This is a genomic window from Clostridium carboxidivorans P7, assembly GCF_001038625.1.
GTDB classification, from domain to species: Bacteria; Bacillota; Clostridia; order Clostridiales; family Clostridiaceae; genus Clostridium_AM; species Clostridium_AM carboxidivorans.
The window spans coordinates 5,577,405-5,596,767 of sequence record NZ_CP011803.1; the positions used below are offsets into that span (position 1 = coordinate 5,577,405).

At 28.2% G+C, this 19,363-nt stretch carries 19 protein-coding genes; 17 read left to right on the plus strand and 2 right to left on the minus strand.

What is annotated here, in order from left to right; genetic code table 11:
* The first annotated feature begins 2 nt into the window (after window positions 1-2).
* The 10 genes from Ccar_RS25080 (at window position 3) to Ccar_RS25120 (ending at window position 8,988) form a co-directional block, all read left to right on the plus strand.
* A complete protein-coding gene (locus tag Ccar_RS25080; RefSeq protein ID WP_007059582.1) occupies window positions 3-1,070 on the plus strand; it encodes an N-acetylneuraminate synthase family protein in 1,068 nt (355 codons plus the stop codon).
* Window position 1,071: 1 nt separating this feature from the next.
* Complete coding sequence (locus tag Ccar_RS25085; protein WP_007059581.1) at window positions 1,072-1,605, plus strand: GNAT family N-acetyltransferase; 534 nt, start codon at window positions 1,072-1,074, stop codon at window positions 1,603-1,605.
* 362 nt (window positions 1,606-1,967) lie between these two features.
* Window positions 1,968-2,186, plus strand: coding sequence for a hypothetical protein (locus Ccar_RS25090; RefSeq protein ID WP_007059580.1), 219 nt, complete (start codon window positions 1,968-1,970; stop codon window positions 2,184-2,186).
* 60 nt (window positions 2,187-2,246) lie between these two features.
* Window positions 2,247-3,263 (plus strand): SDR family NAD(P)-dependent oxidoreductase, encoded by a 1,017-nt coding sequence (locus tag Ccar_RS25095; protein ID WP_007059579.1) that lies wholly within the window; start codon window positions 2,247-2,249, stop codon window positions 3,261-3,263.
* A 24-nt stretch (window positions 3,264-3,287) separates the two neighbouring features.
* Window positions 3,288-4,322: a UDP-2,4-diacetamido-2,4,6-trideoxy-beta-L-altropyranose hydrolase gene (pseG, locus tag Ccar_RS25100; RefSeq protein WP_007059578.1), complete on the plus strand. Its 1,035-nt coding sequence runs from the start codon at window positions 3,288-3,290 to the stop codon at window positions 4,320-4,322.
* A gap of 34 nt (window positions 4,323-4,356) precedes the next feature.
* Complete coding sequence (locus Ccar_RS25105; RefSeq protein ID WP_007059577.1) at window positions 4,357-5,364, plus strand: dTDP-glucose 4,6-dehydratase; 1,008 nt, start codon at window positions 4,357-4,359, stop codon at window positions 5,362-5,364.
* Window positions 5,365-5,453: 89 nt separating this feature from the next.
* Window positions 5,454-5,711 (plus strand): hypothetical protein, encoded by a 258-nt coding sequence (locus Ccar_RS25110; RefSeq protein ID WP_007059576.1) that lies wholly within the window; start codon window positions 5,454-5,456, stop codon window positions 5,709-5,711.
* Between the two features lie 129 nt (window positions 5,712-5,840).
* On the plus strand, window positions 5,841-7,421 hold the full coding sequence (locus Ccar_RS25115; protein ID WP_007059575.1) for a P-loop NTPase family protein: 1,581 nt from the start codon (window positions 5,841-5,843) through the stop codon (window positions 7,419-7,421).
* A 151-nt stretch (window positions 7,422-7,572) separates the two neighbouring features.
* A complete protein-coding gene (locus tag Ccar_RS26595; RefSeq protein ID WP_007059574.1) occupies window positions 7,573-7,749 on the plus strand; it encodes a YjfB family protein in 177 nt (58 codons plus the stop codon).
* Window positions 7,750-7,911: 162 nt separating this feature from the next.
* Window positions 7,912-8,988, plus strand: a complete 1,077-nt coding sequence (locus tag Ccar_RS25120; RefSeq protein ID WP_007059572.1) for a glycosyltransferase — start codon at window positions 7,912-7,914, stop codon at window positions 8,986-8,988.
* Between the two features lie 72 nt (window positions 8,989-9,060).
* On the opposite strand, the gene Ccar_RS25125 is transcribed toward Ccar_RS25120, so the two are convergent.
* Window positions 9,061-10,317, minus strand: a complete 1,257-nt coding sequence (locus Ccar_RS25125) for a hypothetical protein (RefSeq protein WP_007059571.1) — start codon at window positions 10,315-10,317, stop codon at window positions 9,061-9,063.
* 164 nt (window positions 10,318-10,481) lie between these two features.
* On the opposite strand from Ccar_RS25125, the gene Ccar_RS25130 reads away from it, so the two are divergent.
* From Ccar_RS25130 to Ccar_RS25145, 4 genes are all read left to right on the plus strand, one after another.
* Window positions 10,482-10,850, plus strand: coding sequence for a hypothetical protein (locus Ccar_RS25130; RefSeq protein ID WP_007059570.1), 369 nt, complete (start codon window positions 10,482-10,484; stop codon window positions 10,848-10,850).
* 184 nt (window positions 10,851-11,034) lie between these two features.
* Window positions 11,035-11,442, plus strand: coding sequence for a type VII toxin-antitoxin system MntA family adenylyltransferase antitoxin (gene mntA, locus Ccar_RS25135; protein ID WP_007064786.1), 408 nt, complete (start codon window positions 11,035-11,037; stop codon window positions 11,440-11,442).
* Complete coding sequence (hepT, locus tag Ccar_RS25140; protein ID WP_007059568.1) at window positions 11,435-11,839, plus strand: type VII toxin-antitoxin system HepT family RNase toxin; 405 nt, start codon at window positions 11,435-11,437, stop codon at window positions 11,837-11,839. The genes mntA and hepT overlap by 8 nt, the downstream gene beginning before the upstream one ends.
* A gap of 170 nt (window positions 11,840-12,009) precedes the next feature.
* Window positions 12,010-13,071, plus strand: coding sequence for an HD-GYP domain-containing protein (locus Ccar_RS25145; RefSeq protein WP_007059567.1), 1,062 nt, complete (start codon window positions 12,010-12,012; stop codon window positions 13,069-13,071).
* Window positions 13,072-13,183: 112 nt separating this feature from the next.
* Here the strand turns inward: Ccar_RS25145 and Ccar_RS25150 are convergent, their stop codons facing one another.
* Entirely contained in the window at window positions 13,184-13,516 is a 333-nt protein-coding gene (locus tag Ccar_RS25150) for a single-stranded DNA-binding protein (protein ID WP_007064785.1), read from the minus strand.
* A 297-nt stretch (window positions 13,517-13,813) separates the two neighbouring features.
* Between Ccar_RS25150 and Ccar_RS25155 the strand changes: the two genes are divergently transcribed.
* The 3 genes from Ccar_RS25155 to Ccar_RS25165 all read left to right on the plus strand — a co-directional run bounded on the left by Ccar_RS25155 (window position 13,814) and on the right by Ccar_RS25165 (window position 19,316).
* The gene (locus Ccar_RS25155) at window positions 13,814-14,152 is read left to right on the plus strand and encodes a hypothetical protein (RefSeq protein ID WP_007059565.1); all 339 of its coding nucleotides are present in this window, start codon (window positions 13,814-13,816) and stop codon (window positions 14,150-14,152) included.
* 184 nt (window positions 14,153-14,336) lie between these two features.
* Window positions 14,337-17,075, plus strand: a complete 2,739-nt coding sequence (locus Ccar_RS25160) for a cell wall-binding repeat-containing protein (protein ID WP_007059564.1) — start codon at window positions 14,337-14,339, stop codon at window positions 17,073-17,075.
* 15 nt (window positions 17,076-17,090) lie between these two features.
* Window positions 17,091-19,316: a cell wall-binding repeat-containing protein gene (locus Ccar_RS25165; protein WP_007059563.1), complete on the plus strand. Its 2,226-nt coding sequence runs from the start codon at window positions 17,091-17,093 to the stop codon at window positions 19,314-19,316.
* The last annotated feature ends 47 nt before the right edge of the window (window positions 19,317-19,363 follow it).

Genomic DNA, 19,363 nt, shown 5'->3' on the forward strand with positions numbered 1-19,363 from the left:
ATATGAATAAAATTAGGATAGGGAATAGATTTATAGGAGAAGGAGAAAAACCTTATTTTATAGCAGATATAGCTTCCAATCATGATGGTGATATAAAAAGGGCCTTTAAACTTATAGAGTTAGCAAAGGAATCAGGTGCAGATGCTGCTAAGTTTCAGAATTTTAAAGCTGAAAAAATAGTAAGTAGAAATGAATTTGAATCCATCGGAAAACAATTATCTCACCAATCTTCATGGAAAAAGTCCGTTTATGAAGTTTATAAGGATGCAAGCGTACCTAAGGATTGGACAGGAAAACTTAAAGAGAAGTGTGATGAAGTTGGAATTGAATATATGACAAGTCCTTATGATTTTGAATCAGTAGATTTAGTTAATCCTTATGTTAACGCTTTTAAAATAGGTTCAGGAGACATAACATGGACGGAAGTACTTGCATATATAGCAAGTAAAAGTAAACCTGTTATACTTGCTACAGGTGCTTCTAGTATGAAAGATGTTGAAAGAGCTATGAAAGTTATCCAAAGTATAAATAAAAATATAGTTATTATGCAATGTAATACCAATTATACAGCAAGTAGTGAAAACTATAAGTATGTAAACCTAAATGTATTAAAAAAATATAAAGAGATGTTTCCAAATGCAGTTTTAGGTTTATCAGATCATACTCATGGATATGTTACGGTACTTGGATCTATAGCTTTAGGTGCATGTGTTATAGAAAAACATTTTACAGATGATAATAATAGAACAGGGCCTGACCATAAATTTTCAATGAATCCAGAAGTATGGAGAGATATGGTAGATAGAGCTATGGAATTATGGTATTCTCTTGGAGATGGAATAAAAAAAATAGAAGAAAATGAAAAAGAAACAGTTATGGTTCAGCGAAGATCTCTATATTTTACAGCAGATATGAAGTTAGGTAGAGTTTTGAAAAAAGAAGACTTTTTTCCGGTAAGACCAATTAAAGAAGATGGGATACCACCTTATGAAATAGAAAAAATAGTAGGTAAAACATTAGTAAAAGATGTAAAGAAGGATAACTATATAAAATGGGAGGATATAAAGTAAAATGATAAAAGGTGAAAAAGTTTATCTTGCTGCTTTAGAAAAAGAAGATCTGCCACAATTGATGAAATGGAGAAATAGAGAAGATTTTAGAAAATATTTTAGAGAATATAGGGAAATAAATTCTAATATGCAAGAAAAGTGGTTTGAAGGTAAAGTATTGAATGACCCCACAACTTTAATGTTTTCAATAAAAAGAATTTCAGATGATGAATTACTTGGGTGCTGTGGATTTTGCTACATAAATTGGGTAAATAGATTTGCAGATTTATCACTTTATATAGGTTGGAATAATACTTATATTGATAATGAAGGTTATGCTGAAGAAAGTTGCAAATTACTTTTTGATTACGGTTTTAATGAAATTGGATTAAATAAGATATGGACAGAAATCTATGAATTTGATAATAAAAAGATGGAGCTATATAGTAAGTTTTTGTTTAAAAAAGATGGTGAATTAAGACAAAATTATTTTCATGATGGTAAATGGTGGAACTCATATATATTATCTTTACTACAAGAGGAATTTGATAAATAGAGTGTAGTAAATTATAAATTGAACTAAAAATGAACGTAGTTAATAATTATAATATAAAGAGAGAAAGAAGATGTGTAATATGGAATAGTAAAGAATTGGTAATCTTGAAATTAAGAATTAAAGTGTATAAAAATGGATACATGAATATTTTGACACAAAGCAATGTTTTGAAGTTCAAATTGATTATGGTAAAAAATAGATATAGAAGGTTAAAAAAAAGAGTACTTCTGATTTTGGACTAGAGATAAAATATGTTAAAGATACACGAAGTAATATATTTAAAAATAAACTAGAATAATTTAGCAGATGTCCAATCTGCAATTCAAAAACTCAGGATACTAAAAAAGTCTTAAATATTTATAATGCAACATATTATAAATCTAGAAACTGTCATCAATGTTTTGTATCTAATAGACCAACAAAAAAGTTTAGAAGAATTCTATTCTGAAAGCAAAGAATACCAATTAGAGTATGCTTTTAAAGATACATTAAAAGCAAGAGTGAATCAAGTAGCATTCCCGAAGGATGATTATGTAATAAATATAAAAAAGTTTATGGCAAAAGTCCTAGTTCAATATTAGATATCATGATTATCAAAAAAGTTAAAGATTACATAGAAAAAATTAAAGGATGATGATAAAATGGGTTACTATACAGGAAAAAAAATTCTTATTATAGGTGGAACAGGAACTATTGGAAGAGGTCTTGTAAATGAGTTAATAAAACAGAAATCAGAAGTTATAAGAATTTTTAGCAGAGATGAATATAAACAATTTCTTATGGAAAAAGAAATTGATGATAATAAATTATTTAGGTTTTTAATTGGTGATGTTAGAAATTATGAAAGAGTGGAGAGAGCTATGGCTGGAATTGACGTAGTATTTAATTTAGCAGCTATGAAGCATGTGCCCTCCTGTGAATATAATCCGACAGAAGCTATTAAAACTAATGTGGAAGGTATGGAAAATGTGATAAAAGCAGCTATCTATAACAATGTAGATTCAGTTGTTTTTACAAGTTCAGATAAAGCTATAAATCCAACAAATACTTATGGAGCTACAAAGCTTTTAGCAGAAAAATTAGTCCAAGGAGCTAATTTTAATAAAGGAAATGTAAAGACAAGGTTTGTTGCTGTTAGATTTGGAAATGTAATGGGATCACGTGGTTCTGTAATTCCACTTTTTAAGAAACAAATAAAAGAATCTAATTGCATTACTCTCACAGATCCTGAGATGACACGATTTATGATGAGTTTAAGCCAAGCAGTACAGCTTATTATGACAGCAGGGGAGAAGGCTTATGGTGGAGAAGCTTTTGTGTTAAAGATGCCTGTTATAAAACTTAAAGATTTAGCAGAAGTAGTTATAGAAGAAAGCTGTAAAAGTTTAAATGTAAGCTTTAAAAATATAGATATAAAAACTATAGGACTTAGGCCAGGTGAGAGAAAGTTTGAAGAGCTTATGACTGTGGAAGAATCAGAGTTTGCTTATGATATAGGAGATATGTATGCAGTAATGCCTTCCATATATGCAGAAAATGTTAAAAACTTTTACAAAGAATTTAGAAAAGCAGAGGTAGGAAGCTATAATTCTTCAGATGCTGTTGCTATAACTAAGGAAGAGGTTAGAAAAATACTTAAGGATGAAGGATTAGTTTAGCTTGTAGGGAAGTGATGAGTATATATGAAAATAGCAATTCGAGCAGATGGTGGCTCCAGCATAGGTATGGGACATATAATGAGAACTTTAGTTTTAGCAAATGAGTTAAAAGGGTATAAGAATAATGAAGTTTTCTATATATGCAGAATAGAAGAAAAATATTTTGAAAGCATTTCAAAAAAGTTAGAAATGGGTACAAATAGTAAATATATAAAGGGTATAGAAAAAGTATTAAATGAGGGATTTAAAGTTAAATTTGTAAGAGAAAATAATTTGATTCAAGATTTAAGAAACATTAATGCAGATATTTTGATTACAGATAGTTATGATGTAAATGAAGAATATTTTAATATTTTAAAATCTAGTTTTTCTAAAACATCTTATATTGATGATATGAATTTATATTATTTTAATGTGGATTTTTTGATAAATCAGAATTCAGATGCAGAAGATTTTAATTACAGGGTAAATAAAGATACTAAGCTGCTTTTGGGAACAAGATATTTATTACTTAGGGAAGAATTTATAAATGTTCCTAAGAAGTATATAAAGGAAAAGGTTTCTGATATAATGATTACTGTAGGTGGAGCAGATCCTTATAGGATAACAGAAAAATTAGTGTCTTATGTGAGAGCTTTACAATATAATTTTCATATAATAATAGGACCTTCTTTTGAAAGTGCTGATTTTACAGAGAGATTTAATGGATCCAATATAAATTTCTATTATAATGCGGATATGTCCAAAATAATGCAAAAATGTGATGTGGCAATATCAGCTTGTGGAAGTACTTTATATGAATTATCTGCTTGTGGTGTTCCAACTATAGGAATAATCATAGCTGACAATCAGGAAGGAATTGCTAAAAAACTTGATAGAATGGGTATCATAAAAAATTTAGGTTGGTATGATAAGATAAATCAGGGTATGCTTGTAAATAGTATAAATGCTTTGGCAGATAATTATGAAACAAGAAGAATTATTAGTGAAAAGGAAAGAAATTTAGTAGATGGTAAAGGTGCTGAAAGAATCGCAAAAATTTTGATTGAGAATAGTTAAAACTTTATTATATATGGGAAAAGGAGTAGAAAATATGAACATATTAGTAACTGGAGGAGCCGGTTTTATAGGACGTTGGGTAGTAAAAAGATTATTGGAAGATGGGCATCAAATAGTGGCATTAGATAATTTGTCTAATGGAAGAATTGAAAATATAGAAGAATTTCAAGGAAACAAGAATTTTAAATTTATAAAAGGCGATATAAAAGATGAAGCTGTATTGGATGAAATTTTTAGAGAAAAGTTTGATATAGTTTATCATTTAGCAGCATCCATAAATGTTCAGGATAGTATCGATGATCCAAGAACTACTTTTTATAATGATACAATAGGTACTTTTAATATACTTGAAAAAGCTAAAATTCAGATGTTTGGAAAAAATGGAAGGATGGACGGAGATGGATGGGTTTTAGATTCAGAAGAGGATACATATCCATGTAAAGTTGTATTTATGAGCACTTGTATGGTTTATGATGTAGCTGCAGAAGCTGGAATAGATGAAAAACATCCAGTAAAGCCTGTATCACCTTATGGAGGTAGTAAAATAGCAGCAGAAAATATGGTACTTTCATATTACAATGCATATAAGCTTCCAACTGTAGTTATAAGACCTTTTAACACATATGGACCTTTCCAGAAAACAGGTGGAGAAGGTGGAGTTGTAGCTATATTTATAAATAATTCAATACATGGCAGAGATATTAATATATACGGTTCTGGTGAGCAGACAAGGGATCTTCTCTATGTTAAAGATTGTGCAAGATTTGTAGTTATGTCTGGATATTCACAAAATGTGAATGGCAATATAATAAATGCTGGAACTGGAAGAGATGTTACAATAAATGAATTGGCTGAAATTATTACAAAGGATAGAGTTAAAGTAAATCATGTAAAGCACATTCATCCACAGAGTGAAATTATGAAGCTTAAATGTAATTATAATAAAGCGAAGCAACTTATAAACTGGGAACCTGAATATACACTGGAGCAAGGTATAGAAGAGACTGAACAGTGGATAAAGGGTACCAAGCTGTTAAAATAAGTTTCAAGGTAGTGAATTAGGCATGGAACAAACTTAATATTTTATGTTAAGCAATGATAAAAGATTTCACGAAGATTGAGATACATGTAATGATTAAATTAAAAAGAGTTGATATAATGTCATATGAAAAAGAAAAATATTTTCAACAACTTCAAGAAAAATTGGAATGGGTAAAATATAGATTAAAGATGCTTGATATTATAGAAAGAAAGCTGTATGAGATGAAAGAAATTGCTGAAAATGCCTCAAATGATATAGGTATAAACGAAAGAATAGAGTTAAATAAAAAAGTAAAATATCTTGAATCTCAAGTCAATGCATTGGATGAAGAAAGTAGATATGAATAGGTAAGTGGTAGTGACTAAAAGATCTTTGTATGTAAATTTCAGAAACTGCAGAACTAAGGTTCTGCAGTTTATTTGTGTTTAAATAAAAGTGAATATGGTAAAATATATAGCATAAGGGGTGTGAGTTTTATGGAAAAGGAATTTAATGTTACAGGAACTTGTATACCAGAAATGCACTATATGGTTGATACATTGAATAAAATAGATAAAATAATTAAATTAGTTGAAAAAGGAAAATATTTTGTAATAAATAAGCCAAGACAGTATGGAAAGACTACAACTTTATTTTTACTAAATAGAAAACTTGAAAATTATGAAAATTATTTACCTATAAAAATAAGCTTTGAAGGTATAGGAGATGCTATTTTTGAAAGAGAAAATAGTTTTTCAAAAGTTTTTTTGCAAATAATGGGAAGAAATCTTTTCTTGAATGATGAAAAATTAGCAGTATTTTTAGAAGAGCAAGAAAGCAAAGTTGAAAATTTAAATAATTTATCAAATGTTATAACTAAATTAGTTATAAAGGCAAATAAGAAGATAGTTTTAATGATAGATGAAGTAGATAAGAGTAGTAATAATCAATTATTTTTAAGTTTTTTAGGAATGCTTAGAAATAAGTATTTACTTAGAAATGAAGGAATGGATATTACTTTTCACAGTGTAATATTGGCAGGAGTACACGATGTAAGAAGTTTAAAATTAAAGGTAAGACCTGATGAGGAACATAAGTATAACAGCCCCTGGAATATAGCTTCAGATTTTGATGTAGATATGAGTTTCTCAAAAGATGAAATAGGAACTATGCTGGATGATTACATAGGGAATAAGAAAGTAAAGCTAGATAAGGTATATTTTTCAGAAATGCTTTATTTTTACACTTCAGGGTATCCTTTCCTCGTAAGTAAATTATGTAAGATAATAGATGAAAAAATTATGCCAGAAGATGACTTGCAGTGGAAAAAAGAATATATGGATGAAGGCGTAAAAAAGATTTTACGAGATAATAATACAAATTTCGAAAGCTTGATAAAAAACATAGAAAACAACAGTAAGTTAAAAGAAATGGTGAAGAGTTTAATAATAGATGGAAATAGAATTAATTATAATGTGAATAATCCAATTATAAACATAGGAATGCTTTATGGTATATTTAAAAATGAAAATAATAACTTAAAAATAAATAACAGAATATATGAGCAAATAATATATGACTATATGAGTTCTCTAATAGAAACATCCACTAATAGTTTAAGCTTTTACAATGAAAAATCAAAATTTATAATGGCAGATGGAAGTTTAGACATAAGGAAAATACTTATAAAGTTTCAAGAATTTATGAAACATGAGTATTCAGAAAAAAGAGAAGCCTTTCTGGAGAATGATGGAAGATTACTCTTTTTAGCTTTTATAAGTCCTATAATAAATGGAACAGGATTTGCTTTTAAAGAAGTACAGGGGGGAGAAGAAAAAAGGTTTGATATAGTCATAACTTATAATAAAAAAATTTATATACTAGAACTTAAAATATGGAGAGGCGAAGAATATCATAAAAAAGGATTGCTTCAACTAGGAGAATATTTAAATCAATATGGATTAGATAAAGGATACCTTTTAATATTTGATTTTAGGAAAACTAATGGAGAAACAGGAAAAGTAGAGGAAGTTAAATTAAAAGATACAGGGAAAAGTGTAGTAGAGGTTTATTGCTAAATAGATTAATTTTGTAATGCACAAATAAAAATATACAGAAAAACTCTTCAATTTATTATTTAATCAACGATATTTGTAATAAGCGTGTAGGCATAATTTCTTTTATATATGCCTAAATTAAAATAAAGAGTAAGTAGTAGGAGGTATTTTTATGGATATAGCAGCCTTATCAATAGCAATGAGCCAATCAAATGTTATAGACCAAGCAAGCATTTCATTAATGAAAATGGCAATGAATACAGGTAAAGAAAATGCTCAGAATATGATAGATATGCTTGAAAAGTCAGCCAATCCCAATTTAGGACAAAATTTAGATATAAGAGTATAGTAGTTAGGTTAATTTTGAGATATACAGAGTTATTTTAATTAAATAGAAGCAATAAGAGGTAATAGTGCTCTTATTAGCTTCTGTTTTTTTAGGTACTGGTTTAATGTCAATTGATTGTGCGGAGATTGTTGTAAAAATACTATTAAGGAGTAGAATAAAAGAATGGAAACTGGTAAAAAAAATATTTTAAGCTTATGTATGATAGTTAAAAATGAGGAAAAGAGTTTAAAAAACTGCCTTTCTAAAGTAGTATCATTTGTAGATGAAATAATTATTGTAGACACAGGATCTACAGATAATACAAAGAAAATTGCATCAGAATTTACAGATAATATATATGATTTTCAGTGGTGTAATGATTTTTCAAAGGCTAGAAATTATTCTATATCAAAAGCATCTGGTGAATGGATATTGATTTTAGATGCAGATGAAGTTGTTACTGATTTTTTTAGATATTCTATAGATGAATTTATTAATAATACTTTAAATGAGAATAAGGTTGGAAGAATAAAGAGGATAAACATAATGGAAGATTCCTTTGAAAGTAAGAAATATACAGAATGGGTTAATAGGCTTTTTAATAAAAATAATTTTTATTACGAAGGGATAATACATGAACAGATAATTTCTAAAGATGGACAGAATTATGAAACAGAACAGTTAGATATAACAGCAGATCATATAGGTTATACAAAAGAAGTTTTAAATAGAACTAACAAAATTAAAAGGAATATTGATATGTTAAAGTCTGCTGTAAGTTTAAATCCTGAAGATCCGTACCTTTATTATCAATTGGGAAAATCCTATTATATGTTAAAAGATTATAAAACTGCTGATTTATATTTTGAAAAAGCATTAACCTTTGAATTAAATTATTATTTAGAATATGTATCAGATCTTGTAGAAACCTATGGCTATTCTCTGATTAATTCTAGAAGATATTCTGATGCTTTAATTATTGAGAATGCTTCAGAAATTTATACAAATAATCCAGATTTCCAATTTGTTATGGGATTAGTATATATGAATAATGCTATGTTTGAAAAAGCTGTGCAAAGCTTTTTAAAATGTACAAAATTTCCATGTGGAAAAGTGGAAGGAGTTACTAGCTTTTCTGCTTACTATAATATAGGTGTTATATATGATGTACTTGGCGTTAAAGACAAGGCTTTACAATACTACAGAATGTGTGGAAAATACGAACCAGCTTTAAAAAGAATTAAAGCACAATTAAATTAGAGCAATTGAATTTATTTAGTTTAAATAGACAGTAGTTTAGCTTTTTAACAACTATCTACTGTCTATACTGATTTATTTTATGTTTTTTAAAGCTTCACTTTCTTTGAAATTTTCACCATTAGTTATTCCTTTATAAGCATCAGTGTTCACTACGCTATTAGGGTTACTTGATAAGCTATTTTTCTTATATATATCGTCTTTTAATTTGTCCCTGACTTCATTTAAACTATCTGTAATATCACTAAGCATCTTAAGATATACAAGTACCATTTTCATGTGTGATTTTTTTCTAGCTTCTTCTAATTTTTTTTCGTACTTTTCATATTCTTCTTTTAATAATTCATAGTATTTATTATCTTTATTAATGGATCCTTGATTTTCATCAGATTGAAATTCAAAGGCAAAACCTTTGTGATATGCATCTATGTTTTTTAAAACAGTGCTATATACACTTTCACTTGTAGAAGTAGATGCTTTGCCTGAATTAATAAAATCATTAGCTATTTTATATGCATCATTTATAGCATTTGCTGCATCTGTTGTAGACCAATTACCAGGAACAGGTTTATAAGTACCATCATCAAAATTCTCTTGCCTGTGATTTTTAAAATTAGGTAAGTTTTTTAAAAAGTTATCTACTTCTTTTATATCATTATAGTTCATTTCTTTAATAGTTATTCCTGATTTTACATTAGAAAGTTTATTTTCAATATTAGCTTGTAAGTTATCAAGGTTATTATCTTTAAAAGCCTGATTTACTACAGATAAAGCAGTATTAGCTAATGATATTACGTTATTTTTAAAGCTTTCTGCATCAAAATTTTTGCTGGCAACATCTGATTTATCATAAGGCCATTCATTATAGGAATAGTTAAAAAATTTTTCAAAATCCAAAGATAGATTTTTAGCAGCATCGTTAACAGCATCATAATAGGCTTTATCTAATGATTTTAATTTTTTATCAATTTCATTATCATTAGATTCTTGTGAAATTTTTTTTCGCATTTGTGCATATTTTAAAGTATAATTTTCAATAAATGAAGGGTCTACACTATCTTTAGATATAAATGTATCTGTAGTATTTTCAGAATGTTTTATATCAGATGAACTACTTATAGAATTATTTGAGTTTTTTATTTCTGTCATATAAGCATATTGTATTTTTGCATCATCAGATATTTCGCAGTTATCAGATTTTGCAAGAATATCAGTGTCTGTTGTTGATTTTTCAATTGTATTTGAAGTAGAGTTCATATCATTAATGTAATAATTATTATTAGTTCTCATGGAAAATTTACTTATTTCATTTTCTAATATAATTGAATTCATAATTACCTCCGTTAAAGAAAAATATTTCTCATCATGAAATATATTACTTAAATGTTATATCGTTCATAGTTTTAATATCTTAATAAGGATATGAATTTATATGTTGAATTTTCAAAAATGAAATGTTAAACTTGTGATATATATCAGATGTAAGGTGGTGTAATATGGAGAACGAATTATTAAAAGCATTAGGTAATTTACTTGACGAAAAATTAAAATATATAAATGACGATATTAAAGAAATGAAAACTGATATTAGCGGAATGAAGAATGATATTAATGGAGTAAAAAGCGATATTGGTGGAATGAAAAGTGATATTGAACTCATAAAAATACAGCAGAAAGAACATGGTGCTATCCTCAGAATACTTGAGGATAAGGCTAATATTAATAAGGCTGAGCATGATAAGTTAAGTAATGATATGATCAAACTTTCAGGAAAAGTTGAAGATATGAGAAAAGATTTAGTTATAGTTGAGAAAGTAACAGCTAGGAATATGGAAAATATAGCAAGCTTAAAAATTATAAAATAAATAAGCAAGTTTTGGAAACTATAAGATTAGCATTTTATAGTTTCTTTTTGATTAAATAAAAAGAAATTATGGTAAAATATATATAATAAGAGCTTAGGAGTAATAACTCAACTTTTGCACATAAAATTTTTAAATTGTGAAGGTTGAGTTATTAAGTCATTAATATAGAAATTAGGTGATTTTAATGAATTTAAATAAAGATTATGCAGATAAAATAAATGATTTTCTTATTAAAAATGTAAATCCTTATTTAATATATTTATTTGGTTCAAGTGTAAATGGAAGCTTTAGAGAAGATAGTGATATAGATATTGCTTTTATAAGTGATAAAAAAATTACTGAATATGAAGTTTTTATGCTAGCACAAGAATTAGCAGATATTCTAAAAAAGGATGTAGATTTGATTAATTTAAAAGAAGCATCTACAGTATTTAAGGCACAAGTAGTAGGAAAAGGAAAGACAATATATTGTTCAGATGATACAAGAAGAATGTATTTTGAAATGTATGTGTTTAAAGATTATGCTTTATTAAATGAGGAAAGAGAGATAATTTTAAATAGTATAAAGCAGAGGGGGCATATATATGAGTAAAGATGTTATACTGAATAAAATATCAGTTATAGAAAGATGCATAAAGAGGATAAATGAAGAGTATGAAAATAAATTTGAGAACTTAAAAAATTATACAAAACAGGATTCTATAATTTTAAATATACAAAGAGCTTGTGAAGCTTCTATAGATTTAGCAATGCACATTGTTTCTGAGAAAAAACTTGGAATTCCTCAAAACAGTAGGGATGCTTTCGAAGTGCTTTATAGTAACAACATTATAGATGAAAAACTTATGAAAAATTTAAAGGCTATGGTAGGATTTAGAAACATAGCCGTTCATGATTATCAAGCTGTAAATTTAGAAATAGTGAAACAAATAATTGAAAAACATTTGTTGGATTTAAAGGAGTTTGTTCAACTTATGCTTTATGTATAGATGAAATTTATATGCAAATTGTGTATAATATAATTAATAGTACAAATTAGTAAGAGGTTTGTTTGTAAGTATTTTGAAGAAATGTACTGTAAATTTCAAATAAGATTAGAATTTTAGACGAGCTAGCGTATTATTCAATTGATTATAATTTAAACTTAGGAGTGAATTAAATGAAATTACAACCTATTAATAAACTTAATGGTGATGAAATATTAGGAAAAAATATATTTACAAATGATGGTAGAATATTGCTTAAAGCAGGTTCGAAATTAAATGGTAGTTATGTAAGAAAAATGTTAGAAATGGGAATTTTCTATGTATATGTTGAGGATGAAAGATTGTCAGATGTTAATGTAGAAGATGAAAAAATAAGCCGTTTAAAACAAACAACTCTAGAAAATATGTCCAGGATAATGAAAAATACATCTATGGTATCAGATAAAAGAGTGATGAATGAATATATAAAAGTTGTAGAAGATCTTATAAGTTATATACAAAGAGATGCAGATGTAAATCAGAGTTTGTATGATATTCAAACTTACAGCAATGTTACTTATGTACACAGTATAGATGTATGTATTATGTCTACTTTTATAGGTACTGCCATGAAGCTGGATTCAAATTCTATTAAAGAATTAGGCGTTGCAGCTATTCTTCATGATATTGGAAAAATTGCACTACCTAAAAATATAGTAAATAAGGAAGGAAATTTTACAGAAGAAGAATTAAAACAATTTAAGGAACATCCTTATTTGGGAGCAACTATTTTAAAAAAGAATTTGAGAATATCAGATACCATAGTAAAGGCTGTTCAACAGCATCATGAGAGAATGGATGGTAAAGGATATCCTTATGGAATGGAAGGAAACTCTATATCAAAATTTGCACGTATAATTACTATAAGTGATGTTTACGATACTATAACTAATAGTAGGGAGTATAAAAAATCATTTACGCCTAATGATGCTTATGAATTGATATTAGCAGGCAGTGGCACTATTTTTGATAAAGATATAGTGAAAATATTTAAAAAATCATTTTCAGTATACCCACTTGGATGCTGTGTAAAATTGTCTGATGGTGTGGAAGGGTATGTAGTAAGACAAAATGAAAATTTCCCAGACAGGCCTGTGATTAGAGTTATTTATAATAGTGAAACTAAGAAAGATGTAGAACCTTACGAAATAGATTTAGTAAAAAGTATAAGTTTAGTAATAACTAGTATTGTATAAACTTCAATTCGTAAAATAAAAAATGCGAAGCATTTTTTAGAGGACAGAGGACAATGAAGGCGAGTTTTCATCCACTGTCCTCTGAAAAAGTTTAATTAGTTACTAATTTTTTCTACACAGCCTTATCTTTTTTACTTTCTAAAAATCTAATTGTATCTGCTTGAACCATGGTGAAATATTTTTTTTCATTATTATTATCAGTATAGTTTCCAGTGGTTATTTTTCCGCTTAAACCTACCAATTTTCCTTTAGTAAGATATGAATACATTTTATCAGGATGATCGCTCCAGTAGGCTATATCAATGAAATCTGCATTGTTTTCTTTATCCTTTGCAAAGCTTCTGTTCACAGCTAATGTGAATTTTACAGCACCTCTTGAGCTATTTTGTAATTTTATGAGTTTAGAATCTCTAGTGAGTCTTCCTATAAGCATTACTTTATTCAATTTTTAAACCTCCCTATTGTTTTTGTTGTAAATAATTATGTCCATTTGTGGAAAAGTTAATCATAAGGATCAATGTTATAAGAATGTATTTTATATAAATTTTATAGGATATATGTAAAAATATTGTTTGATTTACATTTATGTGTATGACTTGTTGAAAATAAATAAATTTTTTATTAAATAAGTTATATTTATTTGACATATTTAATTGACATAGAGGTAGATTAGTTGATAAAATAAAATTAATAAAATTTACTATTATATACTAAGTTAAGAATATAAAGGTGGTAATGCAATTTGGATAATGAAGGAAAAATGTATATAGATAGACAACTTCTAGAAAAAGTAAGAAATGGTTTAAGTACTATAAAAATGACCAGTAAAGAGAAGAGTATAAAAAAAGAGGCAGAAAGATTATTTAATCTTTTAGAAGAAGAGTTAAGTATAAATAGTCTATCTCTTGAAGAGAGAATATTGAAGAAAATGAAAGAAACAAAAACTACTGATCCAGACATGAATGCCAATCTATATATTTTACACAGAAAACTGGTAAATGGCCAGATAAGTGAAAAGCAAGCTTTGGAAATGTTTGAAGTCTATGTTAAAATAGAACCGTATGAGACCAAGATGTTTTAAATAAAAAGTTTAAATCTAGGATAAAATGCTGTGCATATTCCTAGATTTTTTTGATGGATTTTGTAACATGTGGTATAATTATCCTTTAAATAATGATTAAGGATAATTAAACATTGTTCGATAATAATATAAACAAAGTATGTTTTTTACTATGAATTTATATTTTACATTTGGAGGAAAAAAAGTGATTAGGAGAAGGAAGAATATAGCCATTTTAATATTAACATTTGTTTTAGGCACTGCATTTCCATATACAGTACAAGCGTCATTTCCTAGTATAAAAAGATTGGGAGGGAACGATAGATATGATACTTGCATTAAGGTAGCACAAGATGGATGGTCATCTTCCTACTATGCGGTAATTGCTTGTGGAGAAAATTATCCAGATGCTTTAAGTTCAGTTCCTCTTGCTAAAAAATATGATGCACCAATACTTTTAACTTATAATAATTTTATGCCAGCAAATGTTATGGATGAAATTAAAAAGCTTCACGTTGGAAAGGTATTTTTAATAGGAGGACAAGGTTCTATAAGCAGTAGTATAGAGACTCAATTGCAAAACCAAGGAATACAAACCGAAAGACTAGCAGGGGCAGATAGATATGAAACTTCAGTGAAAGTAGCTGAAAAGTTTGGTAAAGTAGATGCACTTACAGTAGCTACAGGAGAAGATTATGCAGATGCTTTATCCATAGGTCCTGCTGCTGCAGCTATGGGAGTACCTGTGCTTTTAGTTCCTAAAAATTATGTGCCTGATGCAACTAAAAAATATATAAGAAATTTAAATGTCATAAAAAATAGTGAATATGACAATAGTAGTACTGGCTCTAGTTCTAGCAGTACCAGTACAAATTCTGGAACTTATAGAGATTACCATGTTTTTGTAATGGGAGATAGTAATGTAGTAACTGATAATGTAGTTAGCGAATTTGAAGGTGAAGGAAACAATGTGGAAAGAATTGAAGGTAAGGATAAATATTATAGAAATATAAATGCAATAGCTAGGTTTGTACAAAAATCTAATGGTACAAGTACACAAAATAGAGAAGATTATGATGATAATGATAAACAAGCTCAATATTTTGTCAAAGGTGATATGTTAAGCCTTAATAATTTGTACTTAGCTTCTGGAGAAGGTTTTGCAGATGCATTGTCTGGGGCAGCACTTGCAGCAAAATCAAAGTCTCCTATAATACTTTCTGGTTCTTCTAATTCAAGTATAATAAAAGATTTTATTTTAAGTAAAATCCCCAATTATGGTAATGATTCTGTAAATCCTGAATATCTTACAGTTCTTGGAGGCGAAGGAGTAATGCCAGGAACCAGGGTAAGTGAAGTATTTGGAAATATAGCCTTTGATAATACAGTAGGATTTAAATCAGATTCTGATGCAGTTAAATTTCCAGATAAAGCTTTTGAAAAAGTTATAAGGGATAAATTAAATATTCATGATAGAAATATATATTTTTCAGATGTAAAAGGAATAACTTCTTTAGATCTTACTAATCAGAATATATTAAGCGTTTCAGGACTTGAAAACTTAATTCATCTTAAAAGTCTAAATTTAAGTTATAATCAAATAAAAGATATAAGTCCAATTGTAAGATTAGATGAACTTGAAAATCTTGATTTAAGTCATAACAATATAGAAGATATATCTTATATTTCAAATTTAGTAAATCTTAAAGAACTTAATTTAAGTGATAATGAGATATCTGACCTTGATCATTCAAGAAATATGTATAAAGAGGATAACGAAACTGAATATGGTGAAACCAGTGATAATGTTTTTAAAAAGTTAAAGCATATTGTTTCTTTAGATTTAAGTAATAGTATTTTAGATGATTATTCTGGAAATAGAAATCAAATAACAAGTATTAGTAATTTAAAAGATATGACAAGTTTAGTATCGTTGAATTTGAATGGTAATGATGTTGGTAGCTTAAACAACTTGGAAAATCTAACTAATCTTACTAAATTAAAATTGAGTCATGCTGATTTATATGATTTGGATTTTATAGAAAAGCTAACAGGAATAACTTATTTAGATGTAAGCTATAACAGAGCTATAACTAGTGATGATTTGAAGCCTTTAAAAAACTTAACTAATTTAAAGTATTTAAATATTAGTAATGATAGAATAGATGACGTTTCATCGCTTAGTGGTCTTACTCATTTAACTACGCTTTACATGGAAGATAATCCTATAAAAGATTATACTCCAATACTAAATATTTCAAAATCCTTATATTATAAAGATTTTGATGTGATGTCAGTTGTAGGAAGTACTTCTTATGATAAAGATACCACAATAGATGCTCAAATTAAAGATGAAATTTCAAATTTTCAAAGCATGTATAGCTATGGAGATTATAATAAACTTAGGTATAGAAAATTATATCATGCATATGACTTAGGCACATATGATAGTAAGTTACAAGATCTTTACAGAAATAGAGATTGGATTACTTATGAGATATCTTTAGGTGGTATGAGTCAAGAATATGTAGATAGCCTTAAAAATGAATTGGATGCTATTAACTATAATGTAGAAGAAATGAATAAGAAAGATCAAATGAATAAAAATGTTAAGGATTTGGAAGCGCAACTTTCATCTACATCTAAACCTATAGAAAAAGAAAAATTGATAGGAAAAATAAATTATGTCTATGCAGATTACAGATATGACTATTATAGAAATTTAGTACAAAAATATAATACTGATATGGAAAAAATTAAAGAACAGCTTCAAGAGGCATCCTATGAAACGCCAAATTATTCAAGTAACAAGGATATAAAAAATCTTCAGCGTGCACTTGATGAAATTCAAAAAGATAATGATTTGGCTTCAGAAAAAATAACAATGTATCAAAACTATAAAGATTTCTTTAATGCTGTAGATGCAGTCTTAGAAGAAATTTAGAAAGGAGTAGTAATATTGAAAAGCAAAAGATTAACTTTTATTGTAGCAGTTCTAGTAGCCGGCTTATGCTTTTCAGCTTTTAAGGTTAAAGCTGAAACTATAACAACCAGATATAATGGAATAGACAGATATGAGACTGCAGCTAAAGTTTGTCAGGATGGTTGGAAAAGTTCTCAGAATGTAGTTATAGTAAATGGAGAAAACTTTCCGGATGCTTTGGCAGCAGCTCCTTTAGCCAAAAAGAATGATGCACCAATTTTACTTACATCTAAAGATGTATTAAATCCTTATACTTCTGTAGAGATAAATAGATTAGGTGTGAAAAATGCATTTATAATTGGAGGTAGAGGAGTTGTATCTCAAGCCATAGAGGATTCTTTAAAATCCAGAGGAATAAAGGTTACAAGGTTAGGCGGCGTTGATAGATATGATACTGCAATACAAATAGCTGGAAAACTTGGTAAATCTAATGAGGTTGCGCTTATAAATAGCAATGATTTTAGAGATGGAATGTCTATTTCAGCTATAGCAGCAGCTAAGGGAATGCCAGTAATTCCTGTAGATACTTATAGTATGCCGGCTTCTGTAAGTAAATATCTTCAAGGATATAAAAAGGCAGATCAGATATATGTAGTAGGTGGACAAGATAAAATAAGTGATTCTGTAATATCAGGACTTCCGAATATAAAAAGAATAGGTGGCGGCGATATTTATAGTTCTAATATAGGTGTAGTAAATGCTTTTTTAGGAGAATTAAAGACAGATACTATATATATTTCATCAGCTAAAGATTTTCCAGATTCGTTAGGAGCTTCAGCGCTTGCTCCAAAAACCACTTCACCAATTATATTTGTGGATTCTCCTATGTCTTATGCTACACAGAACTTTTTAAAATCTCATATAGTTAATAATATAAAAGTTCTAGGTGGACCAGGAGCAGTTAGCTATGAATCAGAGCAAATTGCTAAAAGTTTACCAAGTGCAATAGCTAGTATTGATAATATTACAGATACTATAGTTCAAAATGAAAAGTATACACCAAGGCCAACTATGATTGTAACCGCTAGTGATGGAAGCAAAAAAGAAGTTAATGTGGATTGGAATCTTACTAAAATAAATACGTCTAAACCAGGAATATATACTTTTACAGGAACTATTCATGGTACTGATAAAACTGTGCTTGCTACTCTTAGGGTTAAACCAATACCTTATAAGATTGATGATTTAACTAAAACAGCAGTTAGTAGACAGTTTTTTAATGTTCCAAGTACTGTAGAAGCACAAATGACTGATGGAACTAAAACTCAAGTGCCTGTTACATGGGATTATGGAACTCAAAGTGGGAATAAACCAGGGGTATATGTTTTTTATGGCACTGTTGATAATTATAGTAAGAAGGTTAAACTTACCTTGACAGTTACTGATAATGGTACAAGTTCAAAAGTTATAAAAACTATAAATAATATAAAGAAAACAGTAGCTACTAAGTCTAACTTTACATTACCATCAACAGTAACAGCTATAATGACTGACAATTCAACCCAAAGTGTGCCAGTAACATGGGGAACTGAAAATAAGTATGCTACTGGAGTATATACTTATGAAGGAACTGTAAGTGGATATAGTGGAAAAGTAGGTCTTATGCTTATAGTTACAGGAGAGGGCGGACAAGATCCAAATGATCCAAATTATCCTGATAATCCACCAGATCCTAGTAATCCAGATACAATTGATTTAGGTGAGTTAGCTGCTATAATGCAAAATGAATCATACCCAACTACAGTAAAAGATCCAACTACTGGAAAACAAGTTGCAGTTACTTGGACAGAGGCTGTAAGTATTGATTCTACCTTTGTAGACAGCACATATATAGATGATTGTAGGGTTGCTAAATTTACTTTAAATGGTGCTATAAGTGGTAACAGAAAGGTTAAAGCAACTATAGGTATAATACCTAAAATTATTACTCTTAATGTAGATAACAATACTGGTAATGTACCAGCTATAGCTATAACTGTTAAAAGAAGTGATTATTCAGGAGGAACATTTAATATGGATGAATTATCTAATAGGATATGTGCAGTTATAAATAATGCAGATGGAAATAGAGAAGCAAAAAAAGTACATGTTCTTTTATGGAATCCACCAGTTATAGATATAAGTGATTCAAATACTTATCATGTTACAGCAACTATAAGTCATTATAGTACACCAATAACAGTTACAATTAAGGTTCAATAGTGAATTTTGAATAAATAACATAAATGGGAAATAGTTAATTTTTACTA

Coding starts and splice junctions, on each gene's coding strand:
- Ccar_RS25120 (WP_007059572.1), top strand. CDS start 7,912: ATGGAAACTGGTAAAAAAAATATTTTAAGCTTATGTATGATAGTTAAA.
- Ccar_RS25115 (WP_007059575.1), top strand. CDS start 5,841: ATGGAAAAGGAATTTAATGTTACAGGAACTTGTATACCAGAAATGCAC.
- pseG (WP_007059578.1), top strand. CDS start 3,288: ATGAAAATAGCAATTCGAGCAGATGGTGGCTCCAGCATAGGTATGGGA.
- Ccar_RS25130 (WP_007059570.1), top strand. CDS start 10,482: ATGGAGAACGAATTATTAAAAGCATTAGGTAATTTACTTGACGAAAAA.
- Ccar_RS25085 (WP_007059581.1), top strand. CDS start 1,072: ATGATAAAAGGTGAAAAAGTTTATCTTGCTGCTTTAGAAAAAGAAGAT.
- Ccar_RS25125 (WP_007059571.1), bottom strand. CDS start 10,317: ATGAATTCAATTATATTAGAAAATGAAATAAGTAAATTTTCCATGAGA.
- Ccar_RS25145 (WP_007059567.1), top strand. CDS start 12,010: ATGAAATTACAACCTATTAATAAACTTAATGGTGATGAAATATTAGGA.
- Ccar_RS25105 (WP_007059577.1), top strand. CDS start 4,357: ATGAACATATTAGTAACTGGAGGAGCCGGTTTTATAGGACGTTGGGTA.
- Ccar_RS25095 (WP_007059579.1), top strand. CDS start 2,247: ATGGGTTACTATACAGGAAAAAAAATTCTTATTATAGGTGGAACAGGA.
- Ccar_RS26595 (WP_007059574.1), top strand. CDS start 7,573: ATGGATATAGCAGCCTTATCAATAGCAATGAGCCAATCAAATGTTATA.
- Ccar_RS25090 (WP_007059580.1), top strand. CDS start 1,968: ATGCAACATATTATAAATCTAGAAACTGTCATCAATGTTTTGTATCTA.
- Ccar_RS25080 (WP_007059582.1), top strand. CDS start 3: ATGAATAAAATTAGGATAGGGAATAGATTTATAGGAGAAGGAGAAAAA.
- hepT (WP_007059568.1), top strand. CDS start 11,435: ATGAGTAAAGATGTTATACTGAATAAAATATCAGTTATAGAAAGATGC.
- mntA (WP_007064786.1), top strand. CDS start 11,035: ATGAATTTAAATAAAGATTATGCAGATAAAATAAATGATTTTCTTATT.
- Ccar_RS25110 (WP_007059576.1), top strand. CDS start 5,454: ATGATTAAATTAAAAAGAGTTGATATAATGTCATATGAAAAAGAAAAA.